Source organism: Bradyrhizobium sp. 27S5 (assembly GCF_037217225.1).
GTDB classification, from domain to species: Bacteria; Pseudomonadota; Alphaproteobacteria; order Rhizobiales; family Xanthobacteraceae; genus Bradyrhizobium; species Bradyrhizobium septentrionale.
The window spans coordinates 7,511,133-7,528,489 of the sequence record NZ_CP147714.1 but is presented as its reverse complement, the minus strand read 5'-3'; the positions used below and the strand labels follow the sequence as shown (position 1 = coordinate 7,528,489).

The window sequence follows — 17,357 nt, the reverse complement described above, 5'->3', positions numbered from 1 at the left end:
ATTGCGCTTCGCTCCATCCGGGCTACTTACTTCACCTCGCCCCGCTTGCGGGGAGAGGTCGGATCGCATCGCAAGATGCGAGCCGGGTGAGGGGGTACAGGTCTAACCTCGTTCACAACATGTGGAAGCCGCCCCTCACCCCAACCCTCTCCCCGTGAAGAACGGGGAGAGGGCGCGCAGTGTGCCCTACGCCGCCGCCTTGTGCCGTGCGATCTCGGCCTTGTAGAGCTCGAACTCTTCCGCGACCGCCTTTGCGACTGATGGCCGGGTCCGCAGCCGCTCGTAATAGGCCTTCAGCGCCGGCCATTTTGCGAGTTCGATCGGCGGCGTCGCCATGGTCCAGTTGATGACCGTGACGAGATAGGCGTCGGCGACGCTGAAATGATCGAGCAAATAGTCGCGGCCCTTCAGATGGTTCTCGACATAGTCGAGCCGCGAGACGTATTTCTCCAGCGCGTAAGTCTTGGCGTCCGGCGGCGCCTTCTTGTCGAGCAGCGGCAGGAACAGGCCCTTGTGCAGCTCGGTGCCGATGAAGCACAGCCATTGATGCAGCCGTGACCGCTCGGCGTTCGACACGGTGCCGAGGCCGGCGCGCGGGAACTGATCGGCGACATATTGCAGGATCGCGGCGTTCTCGGTCAGCACCACGCCGTCGTCGGTGCGCAGCGTCGGCACCAGGCCGAGCGGATTGACCTTGTTGAAGTCGGTGCCGTCGTTGCGCACCTGCTTGGTCTTCGGATCGACCTCGAGATAGTTGGCCGGCTGGCCGGCCTCATAGAGCGCGACGCGGGTCGCCATCGAGCAGGCAAGCGGCGAGAAATAAAGGTCCATTGGTGCCTCCTTGGGGCGTCTGGCGCGGGTGTCCCGGCCGTTATTGATTTTTGTACTGTCTTGGATAATAATTGCGGCGTCAAGGAATTTAATGCGAAATGGTACAAAAAAGTAAGAAGCCGCCATCTGCTGCCAAAATCGAGGCCCCGGTCGCACCGAAGCGCCGCGGACGGCCGCGCGCTTATGAGCCGGATGTCGCGCTCGGCAAGGCGCTCGATCTGTTCCGGCGCGACGGCTTTGCCGCGACCTCGCTCGATGATCTCAGTGCTGCGACCGGCATGAACCGGCCGAGCCTCTACGGCGCGTTCGGCGACAAGCGCGAGCTCTACATCAAGAGCTACCAGCGCTATCGCGACGACGCGCGCGCCGCGATGGTCGACATCTTCCGCGCCGAGGCACCGCTGCGCGAGCGGCTCGAGCGCATCTACCGCATCGCGCTCGACATCTATCTCTCCGGCGAGTCCGGTCCGCGCGGCTGCTTCACGGTGATGACCGCGGCGTCTGAGGCGGTGTCGGATCCGGGCATCCGCAGCATGGTGGTGGAGGGCCTGACCGAGCTCGACAAGGCGTTCGGCATCTGCTTCCGCCATGCCAAGGAGCGCGGCGAGCTGGCTGACGGCGCCGATCCGGCCGCGCTGGCGCATCTCGCCTCCGCCACCATGCACACCATTGCGATTCGTGCCCGCGCCCGGGTGCCGCGCAAGGAGCTCGAGGCGATCGTGAAGGGCGCCGTCGACGTGATGTGCGGGCCGAAATAGCGGCTCGCGAAATTTCCTCCGCAGCAAATGTCGGGCGCTGGTTTTCCCGCCCGTCCTCCGTAAGGTGCCCTCACTCACGGAAGCGGAATCTCATGGGAAAAGTCAGGACTTCAACATTCACGGTCTCGATCGACGGATTTGGTGCTGCGCTGCGCCAAAGCCTCGAACATCCATTCGGCGAGGGCGGGCTGGCGCTGCCCGCCGCCTGGCTGTTCGAGACGCGTGCCTTTCGCGCGATGACCGGCCAGGATGGCGGGACGACCGGGCTCGACGACGAGATCGCGCGCAAGTCGATGGAGAATATCGGCGCCTGGATCCTCGGCCGCAACATGTTCGGCCCGATCCGCGGGCCATGGCCGGATCATTCGTGGAAGGGCTGGTGGGGCGACAATCCGCCGTACCACACGCCGACATTCGTGCTGACCCATCATGCGCGGCCCGACATCGAGATGGAAGGCGACACCACGTTCCATTTCGTGACCGACGGCATGCTTGCCGCATTGGAGCGGGCGCGCGCGGTTGCGGGGGACAAGGACATCCGCGTCGGCGGTGGCGTCTCGGTGGTGCGGCAATTCCTGCAGGCGCGTCTGCTCGACGAATTGCAGCTGGTGCTGCCGCCGGTCGTGCTCGGCGCCGGCGAGAGCCTGTTCGCGGGCCTCGATCTGCCCGCTCTCGGCTATGCCGTCGTCTCGCATGTCGCGAGCCCGTACGCCACGCACGTCACCTTCGCGCGCAAGTCCTGAACCGCTCACGCCTGCGTCAGCCGCACGAATCCGCCGTTGACGTGGGCGCCGTTTGGTCGTACTTAACCCAAAGGTTATTTAACCAATGAGCTAAGTAGATGCCGCCCGACCCCCTCAGTTCGACATTCGCGGCGCTGGCCGATCCGACCCGGCGCGCGATCCTGGCGCGGCTCGCGCTCGGCGAGACCTCGGTGATGGAGCTGGCAAAGCCGTTCGACATGAGCCTGCCGGCGATCTCCAAGCATCTGAAGGTGCTCGAGCATGCCGGCTTGATCGCGCGCGGGCGCGAGGCGCAGTGGCGGCCATGCCGCATCGCGCCCGACTCGTTCAGGAAGGTCGATTTCTGGCTCGGGAATTTCCGCCGCTTCTGGGACGAGAGCTTCAACCGCCTCGACGGCCTGCTCGAGGAGATGAAGGCGGAGGAGGCCGCCAAGGCCCCGCCGCGCAGCACCAGTAAAGTCAGAGCAAAAAAGGAGAAGCAACGTGGACGCACGCGTGGATAAGACGTTGAGGATCACCACCCCGTCGGATATCGAGTTCGCCATGACGCGCCAGTTCGACGCGCCGCGGCACCTGGTGTTCGATGCGATGACCAAGCCGGAATATCTGGTTCGCTGGCTCGGCTGCGACGCGATGGCGATGCCGGTCTGCGAGGTCGATTTGCGGGTCGGCGGCCGCTATCGCTACGTGTTCCGTTCGTCCGATGGCATCGAGCACGTCCTCACCGGCACCTTCCGCGAGGTCGCGCGCCCGGATCGCATCGCCTTCGGCGAGACCTTCTCGATGCCGGGCTTCACCAGCGACGAATATCTGGTCACCTCGACCTTCGTCGAGGAGGCCGGCACGACCACGCTGACCACCACCATCCGCCATCCCACCAAGGAGGCGCGCGACGGCCATCTCAATTCCGGCATCGAGAAGGGCGTCGAGCCCGCCTACGACCGGCTCGCCGAGATCGTCGCGGGGATGGGCTGACGAGCGCCCTCTCCACCTGTCGTCCCGGCGAATGCCGGGACCCATAACCACGGTTTGTCGTTGTTATGGTAAGCTGGGGCCACAGCTTTCTTGATCACGAACGCCTGTGGTTATGGGTCCCGGGTCGCGCTCCGCTTGCCCGGGACGACACTGAGTTAGTACCCTCGCCCGCGATCGACCAGGTTCTCCAGCGCGCCGCCGGCCTCGAAGCGCGCGATCTGCTGCGCGACGTATTTCGAGATCTCGTCGGCGTCGGTGTCGGCGGCGTTGTGCGGCGTCAGCACCACCTTGGGATGACTCCAGAACGGGCTCCCCTCGGGCAGCGGCTCGGTCTCGTAGACGTCGAGCGAGGCTGCGCCCAGCGTGCCGTCGTCGAGCGCGCGCAAAATGTCCGCCTCGTTCTGCAGGCCGCCGCGGCCGGCATTGATGATGACGGGGGCACCGAGCGGGCTGTTGCGATTGAGCTTCGCGAACACGTCGCGGTTCAGCACATGCCGCGTATCCGGCGTCAGCGGCAGCAGGCAGACCAGGATGTTGGTCTCGCGCAGGAACGCAGCCAGCCCCTCAGTGCCGTGGTGGCAGGCGATGTCGTCGATCCGCTTCTCGCTGCGGCTCCAGCCGACGACCCGGAAACCGAGCGCGCGCAGCGCATGCGCCGCGGCGGCGCCGAGCGTGCCGAGCCCCATGATGCCGACGGTGATCGCGCCCGCCGCCCATTGATATTTCGGCGCCCAGCGCTTGGCCCGCTGCGACTCCCGCAAGTAAAGCTCCTGGCGGTGATGCATCAGCACATGCAGCACGACATATTCGGTCATGCGGTCGGTGAGGTCGCCGACCGAAACCCGCACCAGTGGCACGTCGGGCAGCGAGCGATCGGCCATCAGCGCGTCGACGCCGGCGCCGAGATTGAAGATGACGCGCAGGTTCTTGAATGCGGCGAGCTCGCCCGGCTTTGGCTTCCACACCGCGGCATAGTGCACCTCGGCCGGATCGAGCGCGCCGTCCGGCAGTAGCACCACGCGGCGGTCCGGGCAGACGGCGTCGAACCGCGCCTTCCAGCGCGCCGACGACCAGTTTTCCGAGCCACCATTGATCAGCAGCGCGAGTTCGCCATTACCCATCCAGATACCTCCAACGTCAGTGTGGTGTACATCACAAAGCGGGTCCGACCCGCCCGCTCATCTCCTGCCATCAACAGGGGAGAACTTCCATGCGCAAGCTGATCCTGGTCCCGGCTCTCATCGCAACCTCCATCGCCACCGCCCTGCCGGTCAGAGCCGCGGCCTCGTGCTCGCCGCAGCGGATGCGCCCGCCCAGGCGCAACCGGCCGCTGCCGCATCTCAGGCCGACGCCCAGCCGGCGCCGTCGCAGGCCCAGCCGGCCGAGGCCCCCCGGCAGCAGGCGTCCCGGCCTGTGAACAAGAACCATGCCCGCCGCCGTGAGAGCGACGAAGCCAAGGCGCGCCGGATCGCGGCCCGCTACGGCGTCACCTGGTAACCGCAGCATCATCGTCGCGGTAGTGACCTGACGCGCCATCGCCGTGCCTCGGCTTTGGTCTGTCGCGGCTCGCCATGCAGCTTCGGCGAAATCCATCGCCGATATCCGGAACCTAAATTTCTTTCACTCCCCCTGTCGGCAGCGGGCATAATCGTTCGTTCTTGCAATGAACGGAGATGCCTTTTCGATGCTGTACGCCATCCTCTGCTATCACGACGAAGACATGGTCGGTTCCTGGAGCAAGGAGCACGACGCCTCGGTCATGCAGAAACTGTCCGTCGTGCAGGACAAGCTCGCCAAGCAGGGCCGGCTCGGCCCGGTGGCCCGGCTGCTGCCGACCACCGCCGCGACCACGTTGCGCAAGGAAAACCCGCCGGTCGTGCTGGACGGCCCGTTCGCCGAAACCAAGGAACAGCTGCTCGGCTTCTATTTGGTCGAGGGCAAGAACCTCGACGAGGTGCTCGACATCGCGCGCGACCTCGGCGAGGCCAATCCCGGCGGCACCTATGAGATCCGCCCGGTCGGCTACTTCAATCAGGGGGGTACGAAGGCGTGAGCATGAACGACACCGCCTGGATCGATGCCGCGCTGACGTCGGCGCGTCCCCAGGCGGTCGGCGCACTGCTGCGCTATTTCCGCAATCTCGATACCGCCGAGGAGGCCTTCCAGAACGCCTGCCTGCGGGCGCTGAAGAGCTGGCCGCAGAACGGCCCGCCGCGCGATCCCGCGGCGTGGCTGATCATGGTCGGCCGCAACGTCGCGATCGACGACATCAGGCGCAGCAAAAAGCAGCAGCCGCTGCCCGAGGACGACCAGGCGATCTCCGACCTCGACGATGCCGAGGACGAGATCGCCGAGCGGCTCGACGGCTCGCATTACCGCGACGACATCCTGCGGCTGCTGTTCATCTGCTGTCACAAGGATCTCCCGGCAACGCAGCAGATCGCGCTGGCGCTGCGCATCGTCTCCGGCCTGTCGGTGAAGCAGATCGCACGCGCCTTCCTGGTCTCGGAAGCGGCGATGGAGCAGCGCATCACGCGGGCCAAGACGCGCGTTGCCGATGCCAATGTGCCGTTCGAGACGCCGGGCGCGGTCGAGCGCAGCGAGCGGCTGGTCTCGGTCGCGGCGATGATCTATCTGATCTTCAACGAGGGCTATTCGGCGAGCGGCGACACCGCCGAAATCCGCTCGCCGCTGTGCGAGGAGGCGATCCGGCTGGCCCGCCTGCTGCTGCGGCTGTTCCAGAGCGAGCCCGAGATCATGGGGCTGACGGCGCTGTTGCTGCTGCAGCATGCCCGCGCCGCCGCGCGCTTCGATGCGGACGGCCAGGTCATCCTGCTCGACGACCAGGACCGCAGCCTGTGGAACCAGAAGCTGATTGCCGAGGGCCTCGCCTTGATCGACAAGGCGATGCGCCACCGCCGCAGCGGGCCCTATCAGGTGCAGGCGGCGATCGCAGCGCTGCACGCCCGCGCCGAAAAGCCCGAGGATACCGACTGGACCCAGATCGATCTGCTCTACGGCGCGCTCGACGTGATGCAGCCGTCGCCGGTGATCACGCTCAATCGCGCGGTTGCGGTCTCCAAGGTGAAGGGGCCTGAGGCCGCGCTCGAGATGATCGAGCCGTTGGCGCCGCGGCTTGCCAACTACTTCCATTATTTCGGCGTGCGCGGCGCCTTCCTGATGCAACTCGGCCGCAACGAGGAGGCCCGCATCGCCTTCGACCGCGCCATCGCGCTCGCCAACACCACCGCCGAAGCCGCCCACATCCGCATGCACATCGACCGCCTGATGCGCGACAGCAAGCCGCGCAATGTGAAGGCGAAGTAGTCTCATCCACATCGCTGCACGCACGCTGCACCTCTCCCGCTTGCGGGGGAGGTCGTATCGCATCGTAGATGCGATACGGGTGGGGGCTCTCACCTCAATAGGACTCGTGGTGAGACCCCCACCCCAGCCCTCCCCCGCAAGCGGGAGAGGGAGCCGCAGTCCCGCCGCGGTCGCGGTATGACCGCATCTCATCGCGCTCTCCCAGAAAAATCTTCACCGCCCCTGTCGGCCGCGCATCACCCCGTTCGTCATGAAGGCAGAGCATCACCACACATTGGGGAGCAAGCCATGCCGACGATCGTCGATGCCGAGATCTCAAAGCCCGCCCGCATCACCGGCCGCGTCATGAGCGGCGTGGTCGTCCTGTTCCTGCTGTTCGACGGCGCGATCAAGCTGGTGCCGCTGTCGGTCGTTACCGAGACCATGGACAGGATGGGTTACGGCGCGAGCGATACGTTGGCGCGCAGCCTCGGCATCATCACCATCGTCTGCACGCTGCTGTACTCGGTGCCGCCGACCTCGATCCTCGGCGCCATCCTGCTCACCGGCTATCTCGGCGGTGCGATCGCATCGCATGTGCGGATCGATAGTCCGCTGTTCACCCACACGCTGTTCGGGCTCTATCTCGGCCTGATGGTGTGGGGCGGGCTCTATCTGCGCGACGGCAATCTGCGCGCAATGCTTCCGTTTCGCCGCTAGCTAGCCCACAGCCAATTGACTTACCGACCATCAGTCGGTAAGTGCCGACGCGTAGTCGGTAAATTCATCCACCTGGAGACCGTCATGTTCGAGACCATTGCCATCATCGCCGTCATTCTTGCGCTCGCGATTGCCGTTATCCTGATCCTCGCAGCGACCAAGCCGGGCACGCTCCGGGTGACGCGTGCGATCAGCATCGACGCGCCGGCGGAGCGGGTGTTTCCGCTGATCAACGATTTCCATCAGTGGACGGTGTGGTCGCCCTACGAGAACCGGGATCCGGACATGAAGCGCATCTATAGCGGCGCCGAGCGCGGGCACGGTGCGGTGTATGCCTGGGATGGCAACAAGAATGTCGGCGCCGGCCGCATGGAGATCCTGCAGTCCTCCGCGCCGTCGAAGATCGTCATCAAGCTCGATTTCATCAAGCCGTTCGAGGGCCACAACACCGCGGAATTCACAATGCTGCCGCAGGGAGATGCGACCAGCGTCACATGGACCATGTATGGTCCGGCCGTCTTCATGTCGAAGGTGATGCAGGTATTCATGAACCTGGATCGCATGATCGGCAGGGATTTCGAGATCGGTCTCGCCAATCTGAAGAAGCTGACGGAAAAATAGAGAGCGTTTTCGAACGAAGTGGTTACCGGTTTGCGTGAAGAAAACGCGTCAAAACGAGAATCTATCACAGGGAGCATGTCATGCAGGTCAACCCCTATCTTTCCTACGACGGCAATTGCGACGCCGCGCTGAAATTCTACCAGACGGTTCTCGGCGCGCAGATCGAGGAGACCTTCCCTTACGGCGAGGGCAATGCGGAGATGCAGACGCCGCCCGGCTGGAAGGACAAGATCATGCACGCCCGCCTCACGATCGACGGCGAGATCATCATGGCCTCCGACGCCCCGCCCGGCCACTTCCAGAAGCCGCAGGGCTTCCACGTCGCGCTGCAGGTCGAGGATCCCACTGATGCTGAACGCCGCTTCAAGGCGCTGTCCGAAGGCGGCACCGTCACCCTGCCGTTCGGCAAGACCTTCTTCTCCAACGGTTTTGGCATGTGCGTCGATCAGTTCGGCATCCCCTGGATGGTGAACTGCCCGCAGCAGATGTAGGCCGGGAAGTCTTCATCCCGGCGTGCTTTCTATCACCGTCATCCTGAGGTGGCCGCTCCTTCAGCGGCCCTCGAAGGATCGACGGCCCGGCTGGTGGCCGTTCATCCTTCGAGGCTCGCAAGGGCTCGCACCTCAGGATGACGGGTTTGGGATCGCGGAGTGGGCATGACGCAGACGTGCCTTTGCCCATTCTGCAAGCTACAGATTCTCACCTGCACCGCGGATAGATGGCCGCCAGCTCGCGGCCGCGCAGCAGCAGCAGGTGTGAGGTCAGGCCGCCGCGGCGCACGATCCAGCTGCGCACCGGCGCCGGATAGGCTTCCAGCACAGCGACGGAGGCTTCCGGCTCCGCATAGGTCCGGCCGCGCTGGTCGATCGAGCGCGCGGCATGAAAGCCGAGCACCGCGCGGCGCGTCACGCAGATGCGGTCGCCCGGCACCATCGAGAGCACCAGCGTGCACGCCGACAGGCACGGCCCGTCGATCACCACGCGCTCGCCCGACTCGCGCACCTTGTCGAACAGGTCGATGAACGGGCCGACCTGCCCGCCGGGGCTGGCAAGGATGCGAACGTCGGCCTGTGCGCAGGAAACCGTTGCACAGAGAGCTGCCGCTGCGACAAGTGCCTTCATGAACGCAATCCCTGCCGCCGATGCGATCAAGGGTTCGCCGCATCGGATATCGCAAGGCTCGCGCCGGAATGGGGCATCGTCAAGACCGATGCCCGTTCCGCGACGGCAGTCGATTCAGGCTGCCCGGTTCTTGAGCGCGCCCACGATCGCAGTGAGCACCGCGCCGGCAACGCCGCCGCCGGCGACCTGTCCGATGATGCTGCCGATGTCAGGCGCAGCGCCTGAATTGGCGAGCAGTGGGATCAGCATGCCTAGCAGCTGTCCGCCGGCGCCGCCGCCGATGGCGCCGGCGATGGTGTTGCCGAGCGTGCCGAGGTCGATGTTCTTGGCCGCTCCCGCCGCGACATTGCCGCCGACGGCTCCGCTGATGATTTGAATGATCAGATTGATGAGAACACCCGACATGACGTGATTCTCCCCGGTATCTGGTTTCAGCATGGCCGAGGCGCCGGCCGGCGCCCGCCGACGCACAAGTTAGGCCTTTCGCGCGCAGTGGTCATGCTGCGCACGCGAAGATTGTGACCCGCATCGGCGGTATGCACCGGCTTTTTGAAGGAACTGTGCCGCTATCCCCCGGCTTCAGTCCGCGCCGGAAACGCCGGCCTCGGCAAAGGTCGCCATGCCGCCGTGACAGGCGAGCGCGGCGCGCAGCAGCAGGATCGCGACCCCCGCGCCGGATGCTTCGCCGAGCCGCATCTCGAGATCGAGGAGGGGAGCGAGCGCGAGCTCGCGCAGCAATTCGCGGTGGCCGAGTTCGGCCGACACATGCCCGGCGCGGCAATGTACGAGGCTGTTGGGTGCAAGCCGCGCCAGCGGCAGCACCGCCGATGTCGCGACGAAACCGTCGAGCAGCACCGGGATCGATCTTGCACGCGCCGCCAGCACGGCGCCTGCGATCGCTGCGAGCTCGCGCCCGCCGAGCGCGACTGCGACGGCCAAGGGATCGTCGAGCAGGTTGCGATGCAGTTTCAGCGCGGTGTCGATCACCGTGCGCTTGCGCAGCAGGCCGGCATCGTCGACGCCGGTGCCGCGGCCGGCCCAGCGCGCGCCGCGCCCGCCCATCAATGCCGCGCACAGCGTCGCGGCCACGGTGGTATTGGCGATGCCCATTTCGCCGACCACGAGCAGGTCGCATTGCTCGGGCACCGCGCGCCAGCCGGTGTCGAGCGCGACCAGGAAATCGGCGCCATCCATCGCCGTGGACGTCGTGAAATCGCGCGTCGGGCGCGCCAGCTCGAGCGGCTCGACGCGCAGCGTGGCGCCGGCAAGTTTTGCGATCTGGTTGATCGCCGCGCCTCCCGCGGCGAAATTCGCTACCATCTGCGCAGTGACTTCAGAGGGAAAGGCCGAAACGCCGCGCTCGGCGATGCCGTGATTGCCGGCGAACACGGCAATGGTGACCTGGTCGAGCCGGGGGATCTCGCGCCGCTGCCAGCGCGCCAGCCAGATCGCGACCTCTTCCAGCCGGCCGAGGCTTCCCGGCGGCTTGGTCAGATTCTGCTGGCGCAGGGTAGCCGCCGCAGCGCTCGCCTCGTCGCCTGCGGGCAGGTCGCGACAAAAGCTGCGGATGTCGTCTAGAGTACTGAACTGCATGCGATTCCCTCGTCGAGCGGGCGCAAGCTAAAGCATGATCCGGAACGCTGTGAAGCGGTTTTCCAGGAAGATTATGCTCAAACTGGACGCTGAAACGGGATGACGATCCGGCCTGATCTCATCGCGGTTTAGAGCAATTTGAAGGCCAGGACTTTGAATACCAAGACCATACGTGAGTGGCTTGACGATCTCAGGACCGCCACCGCCTTTCTGACCCGCCTGCCGATGCCACATCTGGACGGTGCGCGGCCGGAGAGTTTTGCGCGGGCGCAGCGGCTGTTCCCGCTGGTCGGGGCCGGCATCGGGGCGGCGATCGGCCTGTTCTGCCTGCTGTTGCGGGCGGTCGGTGTGCCGGATCTCGCCGCAGCGGCGCTGGCGCTCGGCGGCGGTGCGCTGCTGACCGGCGCGCTCCATGAGGACGGGCTCGCTGATGTCGCCGACGGCTTCGGTGGCGGCCGCGATGTCGCGGCAAAACTCGAGATCATGCGCGACAGCCGGCTCGGTACCTATGGCGCGCTGGCGCTGGTGGTGAGCTTTGCCGCCAAGCTTGCGGCGCTCGCGGCACTTCCGAACGGTCTGGTGGTGCAGGGCCTGATCGCTGCGCATGCGCTTGGCCGCGGCGTGCTGCCATGGATCGCGATCAGCCTGCCTTACGCGCGCAAGGATGGTCTTGCCGCCAATGCCGGCCGGCCCGATGCCACGATTGCGGCGGTCGCGGCCGGTATCGCGCTGCTGATCGCGATCCTTGCCTTGCCGTTTGGCAGCGCGCTGTTGGCGGCGATCGCGGCCGGCGCGAGCGCGCTGGTCATGGCGCTTTTGGCCAAGCGGCAGATTGGCGGCCAGACCGGCGATGTGCTCGGCGGCGCCGAGCAGGTTGCGGAGACCGCGATCCTGGTGCTGCTCGCAGCACGGTTGGCTTAGAGCGTTTTCGAGCGAAGTGGAGACCGGTTCGCGTGAAGAAAACGCGTCAAAATAGAATGAGCGAAAGATGGACGGCGAAACGCATCTCTGGCTGATCCGCCACGCGCTGGTCGACGGACCGCGCGGCGTGATCCACGCGCCCGATGCGCCCGCGGAGCTCGGCGATGCCGCGGCCTTCGCCGCGTTGCAGGCGCGGCTGCCGGCTGACGCCTTCGCCGTTTGCAGCCCGGCGCGGCGCACCCGCGAGACCGCCGCGCGGCTCGGCCTCACGGCGCCCGAGGACGACGCCTTCCGCGAGCAGGATTTTGGCGACTGGACCGGCCGGCGCCACAGCGAGATCGAGAGAGAGCTCGGCGCGGCAGGCTATCGCGCGTTCTGGCAATCGCCGGGGACTAACCGGCCGCCCGGCGGCGAAAGTTTTGCGGATCAGATTGCGCGGGCACAAGCAGGGCTCGCGCGTCTGCCGGCCGGCGACGTCGTGCTGGTCGTGCATTCCGGCACCATCCGTGCGGTGCTTGCAATCGCGCTCGATCTCGCGCCGGAGCTCGCGCTGCGCTTCGTGATCGATCCCCTATCGCTGACGCGGATCGATCGGCTGGCCGGCGCCTGGCGCGTGGTTGCGGTGAACGGGCGGTAGACTTTTCCGCTGATTTTCAACCCGTCATCCTCGCGCAAAGGCTTCGCCTTGTCGCTGGAGGTGCGAGCCTTGCGGCGCAATTGCGCCGCTGGGCGAGCCTCGAAGGATGAATCGGCCACCAGTCGGGCCGTCCATCCTTCGAGACGCGCGTAAGGACGCGTTCCTCAGGATGACGGTGAGAAAGCGGAGGAGCTACCCATTCCTCCGCTGGCCGCGCAGCGTCGGCAGGCCGATGCCGGCGGCATCGAAGCCGCCGTCGACGGCGAGGATCTGTCCGGTGATGTAGCTGGCGCGCTCCGAGCACAGGAAGAAGATCGCTTCCGACAGCTCCTCTTCCAGCCCGTAACGATTCAGCGGGATGGCGTCGTGATAGTCGGCGCGGATCTCCGGCGTGTGCACGGCCTTCGCCATCGCGGTCTCGACCGGCCCGGGCGCCACGCCGTTGACGCGGATGCCGAGCGAGGCGAGCTCGACCGCGAGCTGCTTGGTGAGGTGCGCAAGCCCCGCCTTGCTGGTGCCGTAGGCCGAGCGCAGCGTCGAGGCGCGCACCGCCGAGATCGAGGTGATGTTGACGATCGCGCCGCCGCCATGCTCGCGCATCAAGGGCGCAGCCGCCTTGGTGCACAGGAACGGGCCGGTGAGGTTGACCGCCATGATCCGGCTCCAGTCGGCGTCCGAGGTCTCCAGCACCGGCGTGAACACGGCAATGCCGGCGTTGTTGACCAGCGCGTCGAGCCGGCCGAAACGGCCAGCGATCGTCGCCATCGCTTTGGTCACGCCGGCAGCATCGGATACGTCGCAGGTCAGCGCCAGCGTAGCGTCGGGCTGCTTCAGCGCCGCGACGGCGCTCGCCAGCAATTCACCCTCGATGTCGAGCAGCGCGACGCGCCAGCCGTCCGCAAGAAAGCGTTTCGCGGCGGCAAGCCCGATGCCGCGCGCGGCGCCGGTCACAAGTACGACTTTTTGGGAAGACGAGGTCATGATGCGAGTCCAGCTGTTTGGGCGAGCGGCGTGCTTTTGATGAAAGCAGCGTCTGCGACCTTTGGTTCGCCCTGTCAACCGGGCCCCTGTTTCCCGTCACCCTGAGGTGCGAGCGGAGCGAGCCTCGAAGGGTGGACGGCCACCAGCCGGGCCGCGCATCCTTCGAGGCTCGCCCAGCGCCGCAAGTGCGCCGCCGGGCTCGCACCTCAGGATGACGGGGAGGGATTGGTATCCGGCGTGGTGCGTAGTCTACCGCCTCGACGGCGTGCGAAACGGCTAACTGAACTCCAGTCCGAGCGTGTCAGAGCTTCCTTCTTGGCGCGGTTCCACCCCTTGATCTGTCGCTCAGCAGCGATGCCATCGGTGATTCGGTCGAAATGTTCGGACCAGACGAGAACGACCGGCCGTCGATTGAACGTATAACCCGGATAGGCGCCGGCATTGTGCTGATCGATCCGTGGCGCGAGATCGTCGCCCGTGGCACTGCCGACATAGAAGGAGTTGTCGGCGCAGCGAAGCATGTAGACAAAAATGCCCATCGCAATTGACCGCTCGCATTTGACGCGGACCAAGAGTGAAGCAATTGCTATCCGGGTCAATAGAAGAGTGGAGTGTCGGTTTCCGACGGCACCCTTGGGCTTCTCCCCGCCATCCTGAGGAGTCCGCAAAGCGGGTGTCTCGAAGGATGCACGGCCACCAGCCTGGGCCGTGCACCCTTCGAGGATCGCACCGTGGCTTACGCTGCGAGCTCGGCGGAGGCGCGCTGCATGTTGGTCGACATGTCCTGCGTCACGATGCTCTGCTCCTCGACCGCGGCGGCGGTGGAGGTGATGTATTCGTTGACGCCGGCGATCGCGGCCTTGATCTCGGACAGCGAGGTCACCACCTCGGCGGCGATCGAGTTCAGCGCGTCGATTTCCGAGGAGATCGTGTCGGTCGCCTGCTTGGCCTGGTTGGCGAGGCTCTTCACCTCGGAGGCGACCACCGCGAAGCCGCGGCCGGCTTCGCCCGCACGCGCCGATTCGATCGTGGCGTTGAGCGCGAGCAGGTTGATCTGCCCGGTGATGCTCGAGATCATCTCGACGATGCCGCTCATCGCCTGAGCTGCGGCATTGAGCTTCTGCGCCTGGCCGTCGGCAGCCTCGACGCGGCCAGACGCGACCGCGGCGTTCTGCTTCGACTTGGTCATGGTTTCCGAGATCTCGCGGATCGAGGCGCTCATCTCCTCGCTGCCGGCGGCGACCGCCTCGATCAGGCCGCGCGCGCTGTCGGCCTTCTTGCGGCCGATCGCCTGCGCGGTGATGTCGGTGGCGTATTTCACCACCTTGTAGGGCTTTCCGTTGAGATCGAGGATCGGATTGTAGGAGGCCTGGATCCAGATCTCGCGGCCACCCTTGGCGATGCGCTTGTACTCGGCGGCCTGGAACTCGCCGCGGTTCAGCGCTCCCCAGAACTCGCGATAGCCGGCCGAACTCGCCTCGACCGGCTCGACGAACATGCTGTGATGCTTGCCCTGGATCTCGGCAAGCAGATAGCCCATCGCGCCGAGGAAGTTCGGGTTCGCGGTACGGATCGTGCCGTCCATGTTGAACTCGATCACCGCCTGCGACTTGCTGATCGCGTCGATCTGGCCGTCATTGTCGGCGGCCTTCAGCTTCTGCTGGGTGACGTCGGTGGCGAATTTGACCACCTTGAACGGCTTGCCGCGGTCGTCGAGGATCGGGTTGTAGGTGGCGAGGATCCAGATCTCCTTGGCGCCCTTGGCGAGGCGCTTGAATTCGCCGGCCTCGAACTCGCCGCGGTTCAGCCGCGCCCAGAAATCGCGATAGGCCGGGCTGTCGCGGTCGGCCGGCGGCATGAAGATGCTGTGATGCTTGCCCTGGATTTCGGCGAGCGAATAGCCCATCGCGCCGAGGAAGTTCTCGTTGGCATTGACGATGGTGCCGTCCATGTTGAACTCGATCACCGCCTGCGCGCGGCCGATCGCGGCGATCTTGCCGGCGTCTTCCATGCTGTGGATCTTCTGCGTGGTGATGTCGGTGGCGAACTTGATGACGCCGACCGGCTTGCCGCTCTTGTCCAGGATCGGGTTGTAGGAGGCCTGGATCCAGATCTCGCGGCCGCCCTTGGCAAGGCGCTTGTACTGCGCGGCCTGGAATTCGCCGCGGTTGAGGCTTGCCCAGAACGCGCGATAGTCGTGGCTGTCGCGATACGCCGGCTCGACGAACATGCTGTGGTGCTTGCCCCTGATCTCGTCGAGCGTGTAGCCCATCGCATTCAGGAAGTTCTCGTTCGCGGTGACGATGGTGCCGTCGAGCTTGAACTCGATCACCGCCTGCGACTTGCCGATCGCGGCGGCTTGCGCCAGCGCACTGTCGATGTTTGCCTTGTTGCGGAAACTGAACATCAGGGCTCCGTGAAGGGTTCAAAAGAAACGGGATTCGGAAAAGCGGATCGAGGCAACTCACGGAAAGGTTGCAGCGAGCCGTTTAGCATCGGTAAAGCCTGATACTCGCGCGGGCCTGGCACGGACTGCACAACGCGTTGCGTCGTGCGCGCATCTATTTCAACTTGCGAAGAAATATTCCGATGTGCACGTTATCATTCATAGTCGGCATGCGATGTTCACCGTAATCCTACGGACGAAAAGCGACGACAACTTTCGTCTGATGCAGATGATCGGAACGCGTGCACTTCAGCAACGCTGATAGACCTATTACGAAGGCTGATATTGCTGACCGCTTCGCAAAGCAATCCAGCATCTTGATTCGCGTGCTCGACGAATGCGTGTCGCGTCGATGCTCAATGTCCAGGCTCATATCCATGCCCGGCGACGGCGAAAAATAAATACTATGCCGGATGTCGGCGGCGCGTTCTCCGCTTCGTCCTCCGGGCACCGGTTTCATGATGGAGTTCTGATGTCGCTCACCCTGCATTACCACCCGCTGTCCTCGTTCTGCTGGAAGACGCTGGTCGCGCTTTACGAGAACGGCGCACCGTTCACGCCCAATTTGGTCAATCTCGGCGATGCCGCGCAACGCGCGGCGCTGCTCGCGCTGTGGCCGATCGGCCGTTTCCCCGTGCTCCGCGACGAGACGCGGGGCGAGACGGTGCCGGAATCGAGCATCGTCATCGAATATCTCGACCGGCATTATCCCGGCACCGTCGCCTTGATCCCCGAAGATCAGGGGCTCGCGCTGCAGACCCGGCTGCGCGACCGCTTCCTCGATCTCTATGTCCATCTGCCGATGCAGAGGATCGTCGGCGACCGGCTGCGGCCGGCGGACAGCAAGGACCCTCATGGCGTCGCGGAGGCACGGGCGCAGCTCCGCACCTCCTATGCCATTCTCGAGCAGCAACTCGCGCATGGCGGCTGGATGATGGGCGAACGCTTCTCGCTGGCCGATTGTGCCGCCGCGCCGGCGCTGTTCTACGGCAACAAGGTCGAGCCGTTCGGCGACGGCCATCCGCATCTGGCCGGCTATCTGGAGCGGCTGCAGGCGCGGCCGTCCTTCGCGCGCGTGCTCAGGGAGGCCGAACCCTATTTCGGCATGTTCCCCAGGGAAGGCTGAAGTCCCAGCCGGGCCTGAAAATAAATTGCGGCGCGATGTCGCTTTCGCGCCGCCCCGTTCGTCATCTCCCTGAGGCCCGGGTTCTGGAGCGCGCTCCGGAGGCCCGGGCGAATTATGTGGAGATGACATGGCTGCAGCTGGCAACAGGGCGGAGATCATCCGCGGGCTCTTCGCCGCCTATCTCGCCAATGACCGCGCGGCGGTCGAAGCGGCATTTGCGGAGGATTTCCGCTTCTCGACGCCCTACGGCGAGAACATCGACAAGCCGCGCTATTTCGCCGAGTGCTGGCGCGACTCCAGCTGGATCGGCCGCCACGAGATCGAGCGCATCATGGTCGACGGAGGAGAGGCCTTCGTCACCTATCGCTGCGTCGGCCGCGACGGCAAGAGCTTTCGCAACACCGAGTTTGTCGTGTTCGACGGCGACAAGGTGTCGCGCATCGACGTCTATTTCGGTCCGTCGCATCAGGACGGCGAACTTGTCAGGCAGGAGCGCTGAAGGCTGTGGCGCGCGATGCAATGACCTCCGAAATAATTTCGCTCGACCTGTCGGCGTGGCAAGAGCGGCGTCGTCCTT

22 protein-coding genes are annotated in these 17,357 nt (G+C 65.3%); 13 read left to right on the top strand and 9 right to left on the bottom strand.

Annotated elements, in window-relative coordinates:
- Positions 1 to 186 precede the first annotated feature (186 nt).
- Positions 187 to 831 (bottom strand): glutathione binding-like protein, encoded by a 645-nt coding sequence (locus WDM24_RS35550; RefSeq protein WP_338829070.1) that lies wholly within the window; start codon positions 829 to 831, stop codon positions 187 to 189.
- Positions 832 to 929: 98 nt separating this feature from the next.
- Between WDM24_RS35550 and WDM24_RS35545 the strand changes: the two genes are divergently transcribed.
- The 4 genes from WDM24_RS35545 (at position 930) to WDM24_RS35530 (ending at position 3,307) form a co-directional block, all read left to right on the top strand.
- Positions 930 to 1,589, top strand: coding sequence for a TetR/AcrR family transcriptional regulator (locus tag WDM24_RS35545; RefSeq protein ID WP_338829069.1), 660 nt, complete (start codon positions 930 to 932; stop codon positions 1,587 to 1,589).
- A gap of 92 nt (positions 1,590 to 1,681) precedes the next feature.
- Positions 1,682 to 2,332, top strand: coding sequence for a dihydrofolate reductase family protein (locus WDM24_RS35540; RefSeq protein ID WP_338829067.1), 651 nt, complete (start codon positions 1,682 to 1,684; stop codon positions 2,330 to 2,332).
- Positions 2,333 to 2,430: 98 nt separating this feature from the next.
- Positions 2,431 to 2,835: a metalloregulator ArsR/SmtB family transcription factor gene (locus WDM24_RS35535; RefSeq protein WP_338829066.1), complete on the top strand. Its 405-nt coding sequence runs from the start codon at positions 2,431 to 2,433 to the stop codon at positions 2,833 to 2,835.
- Positions 2,828 to 3,307 (top strand): SRPBCC domain-containing protein, encoded by a 480-nt coding sequence (locus tag WDM24_RS35530; protein WP_338829065.1) that lies wholly within the window; start codon positions 2,828 to 2,830, stop codon positions 3,305 to 3,307. Before WDM24_RS35535 ends, WDM24_RS35530 begins: the two co-directional genes overlap by 8 nt.
- A 155-nt stretch (positions 3,308 to 3,462) precedes the next feature.
- On the opposite strand, the gene WDM24_RS35525 is transcribed toward WDM24_RS35530, so the two are convergent.
- The gene (locus WDM24_RS35525) at positions 3,463 to 4,428 is read right to left on the bottom strand and encodes a glyoxylate/hydroxypyruvate reductase A (RefSeq protein WP_338829063.1); all 966 of its coding nucleotides are present in this window, start codon (positions 4,426 to 4,428) and stop codon (positions 3,463 to 3,465) included.
- 70 nt (positions 4,429 to 4,498) lie between these two features.
- Positions 4,499 to 4,900 carry a hypothetical protein gene (locus WDM24_RS35520; protein WP_338829062.1) on the bottom strand — a complete coding sequence of 134 codons (402 nt, stop codon included), beginning with the start codon at positions 4,898 to 4,900 and terminating at the stop codon, positions 4,499 to 4,501.
- Between the two features lie 91 nt (positions 4,901 to 4,991).
- On the opposite strand from WDM24_RS35520, the gene WDM24_RS35515 reads away from it, so the two are divergent.
- The 5 genes from WDM24_RS35515 to WDM24_RS35495 all read left to right on the top strand — a co-directional run bounded on the left by WDM24_RS35515 (position 4,992) and on the right by WDM24_RS35495 (position 8,445).
- Positions 4,992 to 5,360 carry a YciI family protein gene (locus WDM24_RS35515; RefSeq protein WP_166298951.1) on the top strand — a complete coding sequence of 123 codons (369 nt, stop codon included), beginning with the start codon at positions 4,992 to 4,994 and terminating at the stop codon, positions 5,358 to 5,360.
- Positions 5,357 to 6,634, top strand: a complete 1,278-nt coding sequence (locus WDM24_RS35510; protein WP_338829061.1) for an RNA polymerase sigma factor — start codon at positions 5,357 to 5,359, stop codon at positions 6,632 to 6,634. Before WDM24_RS35515 ends, WDM24_RS35510 begins: the two co-directional genes overlap by 4 nt.
- Positions 6,635 to 6,922: 288 nt before the next feature.
- On the top strand, positions 6,923 to 7,333 hold the full coding sequence (locus WDM24_RS35505; RefSeq protein ID WP_338829060.1) for a DoxX family protein: 411 nt from the start codon (positions 6,923 to 6,925) through the stop codon (positions 7,331 to 7,333).
- An 84-nt stretch (positions 7,334 to 7,417) separates the two neighbouring features.
- Complete coding sequence (locus WDM24_RS35500; RefSeq protein ID WP_166298947.1) at positions 7,418 to 7,954, top strand: SRPBCC family protein; 537 nt, start codon at positions 7,418 to 7,420, stop codon at positions 7,952 to 7,954.
- Positions 7,955 to 8,034: 80 nt separating this feature from the next.
- On the top strand, positions 8,035 to 8,445 hold the full coding sequence (locus WDM24_RS35495; RefSeq protein ID WP_166298946.1) for a VOC family protein: 411 nt from the start codon (positions 8,035 to 8,037) through the stop codon (positions 8,443 to 8,445).
- A 208-nt stretch (positions 8,446 to 8,653) separates the two neighbouring features.
- On the opposite strand, the gene WDM24_RS35490 is transcribed toward WDM24_RS35495, so the two are convergent.
- From WDM24_RS35490 to cobT, 3 genes are all read right to left on the bottom strand, one after another.
- A complete protein-coding gene (locus WDM24_RS35490; RefSeq protein ID WP_166298945.1) occupies positions 8,654 to 9,076 on the bottom strand; it encodes a hypothetical protein in 423 nt (140 codons plus the stop codon).
- Between the two features lie 114 nt (positions 9,077 to 9,190).
- Entirely contained in the window at positions 9,191 to 9,481 is a 291-nt protein-coding gene (locus WDM24_RS35485; RefSeq protein WP_021080156.1) for a hypothetical protein, read from the bottom strand.
- 174 nt (positions 9,482 to 9,655) lie between these two features.
- Entirely contained in the window at positions 9,656 to 10,669 is a 1,014-nt protein-coding gene (cobT, locus tag WDM24_RS35480) for a nicotinate-nucleotide--dimethylbenzimidazole phosphoribosyltransferase (RefSeq protein ID WP_166298944.1), read from the bottom strand.
- A 153-nt stretch (positions 10,670 to 10,822) separates the two neighbouring features.
- Here cobT and cobS point away from each other — a divergent pair, with 153 nt between their 5' ends.
- Entirely contained in the window at positions 10,823 to 11,590 is a 768-nt protein-coding gene (gene cobS / locus WDM24_RS35475) for an adenosylcobinamide-GDP ribazoletransferase (RefSeq protein WP_338829059.1), read from the top strand.
- A 67-nt stretch (positions 11,591 to 11,657) separates the two neighbouring features.
- Positions 11,658 to 12,227, top strand: a complete 570-nt coding sequence (locus WDM24_RS35470; protein WP_338829057.1) for a histidine phosphatase family protein — start codon at positions 11,658 to 11,660, stop codon at positions 12,225 to 12,227.
- A gap of 192 nt (positions 12,228 to 12,419) precedes the next feature.
- Here the strand turns inward: WDM24_RS35470 and WDM24_RS35465 are convergent, their stop codons facing one another.
- The 3 genes from WDM24_RS35465 to WDM24_RS35455 all read right to left on the bottom strand — a co-directional run bounded on the left by WDM24_RS35465 (position 12,420) and on the right by WDM24_RS35455 (position 15,615).
- Positions 12,420 to 13,208, bottom strand: a complete 789-nt coding sequence (locus WDM24_RS35465; RefSeq protein WP_338829056.1) for an SDR family oxidoreductase — start codon at positions 13,206 to 13,208, stop codon at positions 12,420 to 12,422.
- A 206-nt stretch (positions 13,209 to 13,414) separates the two neighbouring features.
- Complete coding sequence (locus WDM24_RS35460) at positions 13,415 to 13,747, bottom strand: GIY-YIG nuclease family protein (RefSeq protein ID WP_338829055.1); 333 nt, start codon at positions 13,745 to 13,747, stop codon at positions 13,415 to 13,417.
- A gap of 197 nt (positions 13,748 to 13,944) precedes the next feature.
- The gene (locus WDM24_RS35455) at positions 13,945 to 15,615 is read right to left on the bottom strand and encodes a PAS domain-containing methyl-accepting chemotaxis protein (RefSeq protein ID WP_338829054.1); all 1,671 of its coding nucleotides are present in this window, start codon (positions 15,613 to 15,615) and stop codon (positions 13,945 to 13,947) included.
- A gap of 511 nt (positions 15,616 to 16,126) precedes the next feature.
- Here WDM24_RS35455 and WDM24_RS35450 point away from each other — a divergent pair.
- Positions 16,127 to 16,780: a glutathione S-transferase family protein gene (locus WDM24_RS35450; protein ID WP_338829053.1), complete on the top strand. Its 654-nt coding sequence runs from the start codon at positions 16,127 to 16,129 to the stop codon at positions 16,778 to 16,780.
- Between the two features lie 127 nt (positions 16,781 to 16,907).
- Positions 16,908 to 17,279 (top strand): nuclear transport factor 2 family protein, encoded by a 372-nt coding sequence (locus tag WDM24_RS35445; protein WP_166298941.1) that lies wholly within the window; start codon positions 16,908 to 16,910, stop codon positions 17,277 to 17,279.
- The last annotated feature ends 78 nt before the right edge of the window (positions 17,280 to 17,357 follow it).